Consider the following 12,412-nt stretch of genomic DNA (forward strand, 5'->3'; position numbering starts at 1 on the left):
GGTCACCAGACCCGCTACTGGAACCCGAAGATGGCCCCGTACATCTTTGGCGCCCGCGGCAAGATCCACATCATCAACCTCGAAAAGACCCTGCCGCTGTTCACCGACGCGATGAACTTCCTGTCGGGTCTGGCGCAGAAGCGCGGTACCGTGCTGTTCGTGGGCACCAAGCGTTCCGCCCGCGAGGCCCTGGCTGAAGAAGCTGCCCGCGCCGGCATGCCCTTCGTCACCGCCCGCTGGCTGGGCGGCATGCTCACCAACTTCCGCACCGTCAAGCAGTCCGTTGGCCGCCTGAAGGAGCTGGAAGCCGCCGAAACCGACGGCAGCTTCGACAAGCTGGTCAAGCACGAAGTGCTGGCCCGTCGCCGCGAGCGCGCCAAGCTGGAAAATTCGCTCGGCGGTATCAAGAACATGAATCGCCTGCCTGACGCCCTGTTCGTGATCGACATCGGCCACGAAAACATCGCCGTGCAGGAAGCCAAGAAGCTCGGCATTCCGGTCATCGCGGTGGTCGATACCAACTACAACCCGGAGCTGGTGGACTACCCCATCCCGGGCAACGATGACGCCATCCGCGCTATTCAGTTGTACTCGCGCGCTGCTGCCGATTCGATCCTGGAAGGCAAGGCTGCCGCGCCGGCCGCTGCCCAGGGCGACGCCAACGAATTCGTCGAGCTGGACGAGGCAGGCAACCCGGTCGCGAAGGAAGAGGACGAGCGCCGTGCCACTCCGCCGCGCCGCAACGCACCGGCCAAGAAGGGCTCGGGCCGTGGCGACCGTGACGGCGGCCGTGGTGGTCGCAACGACCGCGGTGGCCGTGGCGGCCGTGCGCAGCAAGACACCGCTGACGCCGACTAAGTCTTAAACACGCCGGACGCATCCGCGCCCGGCGTCCCAAGTTTCCGAGGATCCCATGAGCACTATTTCCGCCCAACTGGTCAAGGAACTCCGTGAGCGTTCCGGTGCCGGCATGATGGAATGCAAAAAGGCGCTGGTCGAAAACAATGGCGATATCGAAGTCGCCATGGAATGGCTGCGCAAGTCGGGCCTCGCCAAGGCCGACAAGAAGGCTGGCCGCGTGGCCGCCGAAGGCCGCATCGTTGCCGCCCAGGCCAACGGCCATGCCGTGCTGGTCGAAGTGAACTGCGAAACCGACTTCGTCACCAAGAATCCTGACTTCGTGACTTTCAGCGACAACGTCGCCGAAATCGCGCTGAAGTCCGGCGCCAAGGACGTCGACGCACTGAAGGCAGCCGCCTATCCGGGTGGCGGCACGGTCGAAGAAGCCTCCAAGGCCCTGGTCGCCACCATCGGCGAAAACATCCAGGTTCGCCGCATGGCGCAGGTGTCCAACAACGGCGTGATCGCCAGTTACCTGCATGGCGGCCGCATTGGCGTTCTGGTGGCCCTGAAGGGTGGTTCCGACGAGCTGGCCAAGGGCATCGCCATGCACGTGGCTGCAATGAACCCGCAGTTCGTGCGCGCCGATGACGTGCCGGCCGATTTCCTGGCGAAGGAAAAGGACATCGCGCTGAGCCAGATGTCCGACAAGGAAAAGAACAAGCCGGCCGATATCCTGGAAAAGATCGTCAGCGGCAAGGTCGCCAAGATCATTTCCGAAGTCACCCTGCTCGGCCAGGCCTATGTGCTGGACACCAACGTCACCGTTGCAGACGCGCTGAAGAAAGAAGGTGCCGATGTGGTCTCGGTGGCACGCCTGGCAGTCGGCGAAGGCATCGAGAAGGTGGAAGAGGATTTCGCCGCCGAAGTGATGAAGCAGGCAGGTCTGGCGTAAATCGCCAAGACATCGCTTGAATGAAAAGGCCGCGGGAAACCGCGGCCTTTTTTGTTCTGTGTTGGACACGTAGGTCGGGGTGCGAACCCCAACTTCGTGATGCTTGCATACATGGCAATGCTGGGGTTCGCACCCCAGCCTACGTACTGCGCTAACCCAACCTACGGGACGCCACGAAGTTCCGGCTTCGCTCTCGGCTGCAACAGATCCCACTTGTTGCCGTATAAATCCTCGAACACCGCCACGGTGCCATAAGGCTCTTCGCGCGGCTGTTCCAGAAAACGCACGCCGCACGCACGCATCGCTTCGTAGCGTGCATGGAAATCGTCAACGTGCAGGAAGAGGAACACGCGCCCACCACCCTGCTCTCCCACATAGGCGTCCTGCCCGCCGGTGCTCGCCTGCGCCAGCAGCAGACGTGTTTCGCGCGAACCGGGCGGCGCCACCAGTACCCACCGCTTGCCGCCGCCCAGCGGCGTGTCTTCGATCAGCTCGAAATCCAGGCAGCCGGTGTAGAACGCAATGGCCTCGTCGTAGTCACGCACCAGCAGTGCGACGGCAGCGATGGTGTGGTGCATGGCGAACTCCGGCTGTGAGTGCAGTGTGAAACCTCATCAAGCATAAAAGCACGCGCTGACGTCTGCGACGTCCTCCGCTACAATGCCGCCGTTTTGCTTGAGGCATTTGTACGCAATGCCTGACGATGATCCGGAACCGTCCTTACGCAGCGTTTCCGGCTTTCACCCCACAACCGGAGCCATCATGAGCGACCAGCCAAAGTACCGACGCATTCTGCTCAAACTCTCCGGCGAAGCGCTGATGGGTGAAGCCGACTATGGCATCGACCCCAAGGTGATCGGCCGACTGGCCGACGAAATCATCGAAGTGCAGAAGATCGGCATGCAAGTTGGCGTGGTGATCGGTGGCGGGAATATCTTCCGCGGTGCCGGCCTGGCAGCCGCCGGCATGGATCGCGTTACCGGCGATCACATGGGCATGCTGGCTACGGTGATGAATGCACTGGCCATGCAGGATGCGATCGAGAAACGCGGCGGCTTTGCCCGGGTGATGAGCGCCATCCAGATCCATGACGTGGCCGAGGATTTCATTCGCCGCCGCGCCATTCGCCATATCGAGAAAGGCCGCATCGTGCTGTTCGCCGCAGGCACTGGCAACCCCTTCTTTACCACCGACTCCGCCGCTGCGCTGCGCGCGATCGAGGTAGGGGCGGACCTGCTGCTAAAAGCCACCAAGGTCGACGGCGTATACACCGCCGACCCGGCCAAGCACAGCGACGCCAAGCGGTTCGAACAGCTCACCTACGACCAGGTGATCGAACGCAAGCTGGCCGTGATGGATACCGCCGCCATCGCACTATGCCGCGACCATCGCATGCCACTGCGCATCTACGACATGACTGTGCCGGGCAACCTGATGCGCATCATGCACGGCGAGCCGATCGGCACCTTGGTCGACGCAAGCTGACCGCCTACCTTGCTTCTCGCACTCTCCGGGGGAGGGGGCGGGAAGTTACTGTTATACTTGCCGGCTTGCACGCCATCGGGTGATTTCACATGCTCAACGACATCAAACGCGATGCCCAGACCCGCATGGGCAAGAGCATCGATGCCCTCAAGCACGACTTGTCCCGCCTGCGCACCGGCCGCGCAAGCACGACGCTGGTCGATGGCATCAAGGTGCCTTACTACGGCTCGGACATGCCGCTCAACCAAGTGGCGACGGTTGCCCTGGCCGATGGTCGCTCGATCGTCATTACACCGTTCGAAAAAAGCATGGTCGGTCCGGTCGAAAAAGCCCTGCTGGCTTCCGACCTCGGCATCACGCCCACTACCGCCGGCACGGTGATTCGCCTCAACATGCCGCCGCTCACGGAGGAGCGTCGCCGCGAGCTGGCCAAACACGTGTCGCATGAAGGCGAGAATGCGAAGATCGCCATCCGCAACGTGCGTCGCGACGCCTTGCAGCAGGTCAAGGATCTGCTCAAGGAAAAGAAGATCACCGAGGACGAAGAGCGCAAGGCGGACGAAGATATCCAGAAGCTCACCGACCAGTTCGTCAAGGAAGTCGACAAACTGGCCAAGGCAAAAGAAGAAGAGTTGATGTCCATGTAAGGCCATCGCAGCATGCCGAGTCACCATGACCGGCATGCGCGTCCACGCCGATTGACGGAGGAGCAAAGAAGGGTGAGGGGTCCATCTTGCACTGCCACCGTCCCCATGCGGGCTCCGGGCCAACGGAACGCGTGAACCTGCTTCCGCCAGCATTGTCCCTGCAGCGGGGGCAGAACGGGGCCGATATCTGGCCTTTCGCTGGCGAATGCGGTTTCGGCAAGCTCCCGGACGCAGCAGCGTAGCCGCCACCGTTACTCTCCATCCATGACCACGACCACGTTCAAACACATACCGCGCCATATCGGCATCGTGATGGATGGCAATGGGCGCTGGGCGAAAGCCCGTCATCGTCCGCGCAGCTTTGGCCACAACGCTGGCCGCAAAGCCGTGCGCGAAGTCGTGGAAGGCTGCATTCGCCATGGCGTGGAAGCGCTGACGCTGTTCGCCTTCTCCAGCGAGAACTGGCAGCGGCCACCGGACGAAGTCAGCGCGCTGCTGGAACTCTTCATGCGCGCGCTGGACAAGGAAGTGGACGAACTGGACGAAAACGGTGTGCGCCTGCGCTTCATCGGGGATTTGTCCGCCTTCGACAAGGCACTCCAAAAGCGCATGATCGATGCGATGCATCGCACCTCAGGCAACATCAAGCTGCATTTGAACATCGCCGTGAACTACGGTGGCCGCTGGGACGTCGTGCAGGCTGCACGCAAAGCGGCCATGGCGGTGGCGCAAGGCGAGCTGTCGGTGGATGACATCGACGAAGCGTCGTTCGACCGCTGGACCAGCCTGTCCGAAGTGCCGCCGCTGGACCTGTTCATTCGTACCGGCGGCGATCATCGCATCAGCAATTTTCTGCTGTGGCAGCTAGCCTATGCGGAGCTGTACTTCACCGAGACGCTGTGGCCGGACTTCAACCAGGCTTCACTGCAGCTTGCCATCAACGACTTTGCCCGTCGTGAACGGCGCTTCGGCCGCACCGGCGACCAGGTCGCCCAGGCAGCGGTACGTTGAGCCGGCCTGCGCTGGCCTGGCGGCGCGGCCTGAATCTTTCTGCTCAAGGGGCGAGGAGTAACCAAGGCATGCGTGCCGACGTGCGACGACATGTAAATCCGGCCAGCAGCCATGCCTTCCGGCGCTCCCTTTCCCGCACAGCAGCTGCCGCTGCGAGCTGCTAGGAAACTCTATGCTGCGACAGCGTGTCATTACCGCCCTGCTCCTTGCGCCGCTCGCGATCCTGCTGATCCTGTTGCTGCCGACCAGCGTATTTGCCTGCCTGCTGGCCGCGGCCTTCTTGGCCGCCACCTGGGAGTGGTCGCGGCTGGCCGGCATGACAAGCCGCGCGGCACGCGGCGTACTGCTCGGTTTCGCCCTGCTGGCCTTCGTGGCTCTATGGTGGTTGCGGAGCACGCCATGGCTATGGCCCGCACTGATCGTGGCCGGCGTGGCGTGGTGGCTGCTGGTGTGCGTATGGCTACGCCATTTCGCTTTCGCGGCGGCGCCGACTCCTGAAAACCGCAACCTGAAACTGCTGGCCGGAGCGTTCGTGGTATTTCCCGCCTGGGTGGCCGCGCTGGACATTCATGGCAGTCCATCGCACGGCCATGCATGGACTTTCCTGGCCATGCTGCTGGTGTGGGCGGCCGACACCGGCGCCTATTTCGCCGGCAGCTGGTTCGGCAAGGGCAAGCGCAAGCTGGCGCCGCAGATCAGTCCCGGCAAGACCTGGGTGGGGGTATATGGCGCCTTCGCCACCAGTTCCCTGGTGGCGGCCGCGGCCGGGTGGTTGCTGGGTGTGCACGATCTGCGCCTGCTCGGCCTGATCGTGGTCAGTATCGTGACGGTCGCCGCCTCGATCATCGGTGACCTGCTGGAAAGCCTGATGAAACGCCACGCGAACGTGAAAGACTCCGGCGCTCTTTTCCCCGGCCACGGTGGCCTGCTGGACCGCCTGGACAGTGTGTTCGCTGCCTTGCCGGTTTTTGCGCTTGGAAAGCTCTTGCTGGGGCTTTGAGGCGCGCCACACCTACATCCCTCGCCAGCAAGCGGCAGGAGAGGAAAGAACGGAACTGCCGCTGCCGACCGCGGTCGATATCCCAATCCCGAGCGTACGCCACCGCGCAGCTTTTCCAGTCGCCCGGCGGGTACTTCGCAACGCTAGCTGATAAGCTTTGAATTCCTAAGAAGACGTACCCGCTTTGATGAATCCCTTTTTCGGCTCGGTGTTCTGGTTACTGGTCACGCTAGGCGTGCTGGTGACCTTTCACGAATTCGGACACTACTGGGTCGCCCGCCGCTGCGGTGTGAAAGTGTTGCGCTTCTCGGTCGGCTTCGGCCGTGCCATCTGGAGGCGCATCGGCCGCGACGGCACTGAATACCAGATCGCCGCGATTCCACTCGGCGGCTACGTCAAGATGCTCGACGCGCGCGAGGGTGAGGTCGATCCTGCCGAACGCCATCAGGAGTTCACCGCGCAGCCGATCTGGAAACGCATCGCCATCGTCGCCGCCGGCCCGGGCTTCAATATCATTTTCACCATTGCCGCGTTCTGGCTGATGTTCGTCATGGGCCGCACGGACTACGCGCCGATCGTGACCGCCGCCCCGCAAAGCCTGGCCGCCGAGGCAGGCATCCATGAGGGCGATCGCCTGCTCACCGTTGGCGGCGAGCCGGTCACCACCTGGAGCGGTTCGTACGACGTCATCGCCAACGCGCTGCTTGGCCGCACGCCCCTGGCCGTCACCGTGCGCGGCACGGATGGCACGGAACGTTCGCTGGTTCTGCCGCTCAACCGCCTGCCGGCCGGCGAAGACGTGGGGCAATACCTGGACAAGCTGGGCCTGGAACTGGCGCCGCCTCCACCGGTCGCCGCCACCGTCGAACCCGGCGATCCTGCCGCACTGGCCGGCTTGCAGGGTGGTGATCGCATCCTGCGCATCAACGGCACCGCGGTGAAGAACGATTTCAATGACATCGGCACGCTGGTGAAGGCCGCTGCCGCGAAATCGCCGCGCCTTTCGGTGGACGTCGAGCGTCATGGCAAACCGATGAACTTCATCGTCACGGCGCAGATGAAATCCGAAAAAGGCCAGCCGGTGCAGTGGATCATCGGCATCACCAGCCCGGCCGCCGAAGTCGCCATCCAGCATTACGGCCCGGCCAAGGCGATGGTTGAATCGCTCAGCCTCACGTGGCAGCGCACCACCGACACCTTCAGCATGGTCGGCAAGATGATTACCGGCGAGGCGTCGACCAAGAACATTTCAGGCGTCATCGGCATTGCGCAAGTCGCCAACGCGGCAGCGCAAATGGGGCTGGATCGCTTCCTGGAATTTCTCGGCCTGGTGTCACTGAGCCTGGCCATCATCAACCTGCTGCCCATTCCGGTCTTGGATGGCGGCCATCTGCTGTATTACCTTATCGAGCTGATCAAAGGCAGCCCGGTCAGCGAACGGACCATGATCGCGGGCCAGTACGTGGGCATCGCCTTGCTGTTCACGCTGATGGGGTTGGCGTTCTACAACGACATCCATCGCATCATCCTGCCCTCGTGAGACGGATGCGCGCCGCCTGCAACCTCATGGTTGAGTGCTGGCCGCGGTCATCCTATTGCGTGGCAAACCTCGCGCCCTGCGCGGTGACCGGTGTCTCTTTACCGGTGCTGCCAGCGCAAGTGGGGAAAACAACATGAGGCCGGGATGATGCCGGCTTTGGAAAAAATGCAGCGGGGCGGCCGCATGACCGCCCCGTCCGAATAACACAACGGAATCGACGATGAAGCGTATCGCCGCCCTGATCCTGCTTGCCTCCCTGTCCACCAGCGCGTTCGCGCTGGACCCCTTCGTCGTTTCCGACATCCGCATCGAAGGCCTGAACCGCATCTCCGCCGGTACCGTATTCAACTACCTGCAGATCAACAAGGGCGACCGGCTCACCTCCGAAGAAGCCCAACAGGCCATTCGCGCGCTGTACAACACCAAGTTCTTCAGCGACGTAGAGCTGGATCGCGACGGCAACATCCTGGTGATCAAGGTGACCGAGCGTCCGTCGATTGCCAAGCTGTCGATTCGCGGCAATAGCGACATCAAGACCGACGACTTGAAGAAGGGCCTGAAGGACATCGGCCTGTCCGAAGGCGAGACCTTCGACCGCCTCGCATTGGACCGCGTGCAGCAGGAACTGATCCGCCAGTACTACAACCGCGGCAAGTACAACGTGTCGGTGATTCCGCACGTCACCACGCTTGACCGCAACCGCGTATCCATCGACATCGAAATCCGCGAAGGCAAGGTTGCCAAGGTCAAGGAAGTGAACATCGTTGGCAACACGGCGTTCACCGACAAGGAAATCGAAGACAACTTCGAAACCGGTACGACCAACCTGCTCTCGTGGTATTCGAAGAACGACCAGTACTCGCAGGACAAACTGTCGGGCGACTTGAAGAAACTGCAGTCCTACTACATGGATCGCGGCTACGCCGACTTCGGCATCGACTCCACCCAGGTCACCATTGCGCCGGACAAGCGTGCGATGTACATCGCCGCCGACGTGATCCAGGGCGACATCTACCACATCTCCGGCACGCACCTGCTCGGTCAGCTGATCCTGCCCGAAGACACGCTGCGCAGGCTGGTGTTCGTGAAAGATGGCGACCTGTTCAACCGCCGCGCCATCGAGGCAACCTCCGATTCGATCAAGGCACTGCTGGCCAACATCGGTTACGCCTTCGCCAAGGTCAATTCGGTACCCAAGCTCGACAAAGACAAGAAGACTGTCGACGTGACCTGGTATATCCAGCCGGGTCCGCGCGTGTACGTGCGCCGCGTGATCTTCCAGGGCAATACCCGCACGGAAGACGACGTGCTGCGTCGTGAAATGCGCCAGCTCGAAGGCTCGTGGTACTCGCAGGCCGCGATCGACCGTTCGAAGATCCGCTTGCAGCAGCTGGGCTATTTCAAGACCGTCACCATCGACAAGCAGACCGTACCGGGCAGCGATGACGAAGTCGATCTGACGGCGAAGGTGGAAGAACAATCCGCCGGCAGCCTGACCTTCGGCGTGGGTTACTCGCAGTACTCGGGCATCATCCTGTCCAGCTCGGTATCGCAGAAGAACTTCCTCGGCACCGGCGACCAATTCAGCATCGGTGCGCAGCGCAGCGATTACCTCACGTCGATCAACGCGGGCTACTACAACCCGTATCTGACCGAGAACGGCATCGGCATCGGCTACAACGCCACCTTCTCGAAGGCCGACTACAGCAGCCTGGGCAGCCAGTACGCGAGCTATTCGAACAGCACCAAATCATTCTCGACCACCATCGGCATTCCGATCACCGACTTCGACCGCCTGAGCGGCAGCCTCGGTATCGGCAGCACCAAGATCAACACCTATTACGGCTACACGCCGCAGGTGCTGATCGACTACATCAACGCGCTGGGCCACGAGACCATCCATACCTGGACCGGCTCGCTGAGCTGGATCCACGACACGCGCAACTCGTATTGGGCGCCCACACACGGCGGTCAGCTCACCGCGGGCGTGAACGTGGCACTGCCAGGCTCCACCGTGCAGTATTGGACCTTTAACGCCGAAGCCAACCATTACTGGCCGCTGTGGAAGGGTTTCGTGCTGTACCTGGATGGCAAGGTGGCCTACGGCGATACCTACGGAACGCAGAAATTCGAGAACACCACGGCTGACTACAATGCCGCCACCGGTGTCGGCTACAAGGCTGGCGACAAGGTCACCTTCCCGTTCTGGATGAACTTCTACGCGGGCGGTGTGACCGACCTGCGCGGCTTCCAGGACAACACCCTCGGCCCGCGCGCTTGCGCCGGCGCGGCTACCGACGGTTCGCCCATCAAGCCCGCCGCCAACGGCTACTGCCAAGGCAGCCCCTATACCTATGCGCAGCCGATCGGCGGTGCGTTCAAGGTGCTGGGCACGGCCGAGATCTACCTGCCGCTGCCGTTCCTCAAGGACATCAACACCGCACGCGTGTCGTTGTTCATGGACGTCGGCCAGGCCTATCAGAACGTCCAGAGCTTCAGCACGAAGACGCTGGATGCATCGGCCGGCATCTCGTTGCACTGGCAGGCACCGATCGGCCCGCTGATCATCAGCCTAGGCACGCCGATCCGCTCGCAGCCTGGCGACAGCCAGTACGAAGAACGCATCCAGTTCACCTTCGGCAGCCAGTTCTAATTGCCATCACCTTACGACGCCGCGGCCCGGTCCGCGGCGTCGCCGTGTCCAGCCTTGCAAACACAGGCTCGCGCACACCGGTCTACCGGATCCGATCGTTCCGCCATCGTTCCGGGGCATTCCCAAGTTCGACGCTCTGCTCGTGAAGTGAGGGGAACGATGCAAGCTGTCCGGTCAATGAGAACTAACTCATCCACCCTGTCACGCAGGCAGCGGACGCTCGTCTGGGGCGCGGCCGTGGCGCTGCTTTTGCTGTTCACCATGCAGGTGTTCAACGTGGTGCGGCAGGAATCCCTCAGCTGGGACGAAGGCGACCACATCTTTGCCGGCTATATGGGATGGAAAACCCACGACTTCGGGTTCAATCCCGAGCATCCGCCGCTGATGAAAGCCGTGGCGACGATCCCGCTGCTGGGATTGCCGTTGAAGGTATCCACCGACCAGCATCGTTTCTTCAAGGACGAGGCCTATCTTGATGGCCGCGCCTTGTTGTTCGACAACGCGCCGTTCAATGCGCAGTCCTTGACCTTGCGTGTGCGGCTGGCGGCCGGCGTGGTGGCGCTGTCGCTGGCCGTACTGGTGTTTGCGGCAGCATGGGAAATGTTCGGCGCCGGCGCGGCGTTGCTGGCATTGGCGCTGCTGTGTTTCGAACCGAACGTGCTGGCACACAGTGCATTGGTCACCACCGATATCGGCGTTTCATGCTTCCTGCTGGCTGCGGTGTACGCGTTCTACCGTTACAACAAGGCTCCCTCGTTGTGGCGCTTGTTGATCGCTGGTGTGGCGGCCGGACTCGCCTTGGCGACGAAACACTCCGCCATCCTGCTGGTGCCGATGCTTGCTGCACTCGCCGTCGTGGAGCTTATCTGCCCGGCCGATCGCAACACCCCGCTCGATGCTCCTTTACCCAAGCGTATCCTGCGATTGGGAGGTGCCCTGATCGCCATCGGTGCCGCCGGCCTGCTGGTGCTGTGGAGTTTCTACGGTTTTCGCTATGCCGCGCGCCCGGATGGACTCCAGCTTGCTCCGTCACTGATCGAGTATGTGAAACCGCTGCGCCCCCTTGAGGCAAAGGGCATCCTGCTGCTGGCGCGCTGGCATGTGCTGCCGGAATCCTATCTTTATGGCCTGACGGACGTGCGCTCGATGGCCAACGGCATGCCGAGTTTCATCTTCGGCAAGGTCTACGACCACGGCGTCTGGTTCTACTTCCCGGCCATATTGGCGATCAAGTCCACGCTCGGCTTTCTCGGCATGCTGCTGCTTGCGATCGCCGCACTCGTTGCGCGTAGCTGGCCACGCCCGCGCGAGGCGCTGTACCTGTTGCTGCCGGCACTGATCTATCTATGGGTGGCGATGCAGTCCAGCTTGAATATCGGCGCCCGCCACATCATGCCGGTGTATGTCTTCCTGCTGGTGTTTGCGGCCGGCGGTTGCTGGGCCTTGATGCAACGCGGCGGAGCCTGGCAACGCAAATCCACCGTGCTGATAGCCTTCTTGCTGGCCGCACACGTGACCTCCTCGGTGCGCGCCTATCCCAACTACATGGCCTATTCGAACGAACTGTGGGGAGGTCCGGCGCAAACCTATAAGGTGCTCACGGATTCAAGCGCGGATTGGGCGCAACAACTGCTGGCCGTGAAACAGTATCTGGACAGCCGCGGCATCAAGAACTGCTGGTTCGCCTACTTTGCACAGCCTTTCATAAGGCCTGCGGACTACGGCATTCCATGCAAGCTGCTGCCGACACCCGATGGCATCTGGCAGAAGATGGATACCGACGTGCCACCCGTCATCCACGGCCCTGTACTGATCAGCGCGGGCGACTGGACGTGGTACGAGATGGGCCCCAGCTCGCCCAATCCTTACGAGTCGTTTCAACACCTGCAACCCGTGGCCAACATCCAGGATGGCGTGCTGGTTTACGAAGGCGACTTCCACGTGCCGCTGGCTTCGGCGCTGGGCCATATCCAGCGTTCCAGCAACCTGCTGGAGCAGAAAAAAACCGCCGAAGCCGTAGCCGAAGCACGCACTGTCGTGGCTATCGCGCCCGATGCCGTGCAAGCCCAACTGGCGCTCGGCGATGCGCTGGCCGCGCAGGCTGACAGCGGCGGCGCCCACGCCGCTTATCGCGCCGCATTGAGTTTGGCCGCCCAGATGGCGCCAGGCGCGCGGGAAACCTGGAGCGAACGCATCCGGCAGAAGCTGCAGACGGTGACCCCGCCGTGAACGCGGCAGGGGCCAACCCTCTACAATGCCGCCGCTGCCTTGGAGTTTGAGG

10 protein-coding genes are annotated in these 12,412 nt (G+C 62.2%); 9 read left to right on the forward strand and 1 reads right to left on the reverse strand.

Features of this window, described 5'->3' with window-relative positions; translation table 11 throughout:
- The coding region (gene rpsB, locus VJR68_RS18370; RefSeq protein WP_324150040.1) for a 30S ribosomal protein S2 at positions 1-858 on the forward strand (858 nt) is incomplete at its 5' end.
- A 55-nt stretch (positions 859-913) separates the two neighbouring features.
- The gene (gene tsf / locus VJR68_RS18375; protein WP_324150041.1) at positions 914-1,795 is read left to right on the forward strand and encodes a translation elongation factor Ts; all 882 of its coding nucleotides are present in this window, start codon (positions 914-916) and stop codon (positions 1,793-1,795) included.
- 161 nt (positions 1,796-1,956) lie between these two features.
- Here the strand turns inward: tsf and VJR68_RS18380 are convergent, their stop codons facing one another.
- Positions 1,957-2,373, reverse strand: coding sequence for a VOC family protein (locus VJR68_RS18380; protein WP_324150042.1), 417 nt, complete (start codon positions 2,371-2,373; stop codon positions 1,957-1,959).
- Between the two features lie 184 nt (positions 2,374-2,557).
- Here VJR68_RS18380 and pyrH point away from each other — a divergent pair, with 184 nt between their 5' ends.
- The 7 genes from pyrH (at position 2,558) to VJR68_RS18415 (ending at position 12,360) form a co-directional block, all read left to right on the forward strand.
- The gene (gene pyrH / locus VJR68_RS18385) at positions 2,558-3,280 is read left to right on the forward strand and encodes a UMP kinase (protein ID WP_324150043.1); all 723 of its coding nucleotides are present in this window, start codon (positions 2,558-2,560) and stop codon (positions 3,278-3,280) included.
- Positions 3,281-3,369: 89 nt separating this feature from the next.
- The gene (frr, locus tag VJR68_RS18390) at positions 3,370-3,927 is read left to right on the forward strand and encodes a ribosome recycling factor (RefSeq protein ID WP_324150044.1); all 558 of its coding nucleotides are present in this window, start codon (positions 3,370-3,372) and stop codon (positions 3,925-3,927) included.
- Positions 3,928-4,191: 264 nt separating this feature from the next.
- The gene (gene uppS / locus VJR68_RS18395) at positions 4,192-4,938 is read left to right on the forward strand and encodes a polyprenyl diphosphate synthase (protein ID WP_324150045.1); all 747 of its coding nucleotides are present in this window, start codon (positions 4,192-4,194) and stop codon (positions 4,936-4,938) included.
- Positions 4,939-5,110: 172 nt separating this feature from the next.
- A complete protein-coding gene (locus tag VJR68_RS18400; RefSeq protein ID WP_324150046.1) occupies positions 5,111-5,938 on the forward strand; it encodes a phosphatidate cytidylyltransferase in 828 nt (275 codons plus the stop codon).
- A gap of 187 nt (positions 5,939-6,125) precedes the next feature.
- The gene (gene rseP, locus VJR68_RS18405) at positions 6,126-7,478 is read left to right on the forward strand and encodes an RIP metalloprotease RseP (RefSeq protein WP_324150047.1); all 1,353 of its coding nucleotides are present in this window, start codon (positions 6,126-6,128) and stop codon (positions 7,476-7,478) included.
- Between the two features lie 220 nt (positions 7,479-7,698).
- A complete protein-coding gene (gene bamA / locus VJR68_RS18410; RefSeq protein WP_324150048.1) occupies positions 7,699-10,131 on the forward strand; it encodes an outer membrane protein assembly factor BamA in 2,433 nt (810 codons plus the stop codon).
- A gap of 237 nt (positions 10,132-10,368) precedes the next feature.
- A complete protein-coding gene (locus tag VJR68_RS18415) occupies positions 10,369-12,360 on the forward strand; it encodes a glycosyltransferase family 39 protein (RefSeq protein ID WP_324150049.1) in 1,992 nt (663 codons plus the stop codon).
- The last annotated feature ends 52 nt before the right edge of the window (positions 12,361-12,412 follow it).

The organism is Dyella sp. (genome assembly GCF_035277725.1).
Lineage (GTDB): Bacteria > Pseudomonadota > Gammaproteobacteria > Xanthomonadales > Rhodanobacteraceae > Dyella_B.

Coding starts and splice junctions, on each gene's coding strand:
- uppS (WP_324150045.1), top strand. CDS start 4,192: ATGACCACGACCACGTTCAAACACATACCGCGCCATATCGGCATCGTG.
- rseP (WP_324150047.1), top strand. CDS start 6,126: ATGAATCCCTTTTTCGGCTCGGTGTTCTGGTTACTGGTCACGCTAGGC.
- pyrH (WP_324150043.1), top strand. CDS start 2,558: ATGAGCGACCAGCCAAAGTACCGACGCATTCTGCTCAAACTCTCCGGC.
- tsf (WP_324150041.1), top strand. CDS start 914: ATGAGCACTATTTCCGCCCAACTGGTCAAGGAACTCCGTGAGCGTTCC.
- VJR68_RS18380 (WP_324150042.1), bottom strand. CDS start 2,373: ATGCACCACACCATCGCTGCCGTCGCACTGCTGGTGCGTGACTACGAC.
- frr (WP_324150044.1), top strand. CDS start 3,370: ATGCTCAACGACATCAAACGCGATGCCCAGACCCGCATGGGCAAGAGC.
- VJR68_RS18400 (WP_324150046.1), top strand. CDS start 5,111: ATGCTGCGACAGCGTGTCATTACCGCCCTGCTCCTTGCGCCGCTCGCG.
- bamA (WP_324150048.1), top strand. CDS start 7,699: ATGAAGCGTATCGCCGCCCTGATCCTGCTTGCCTCCCTGTCCACCAGC.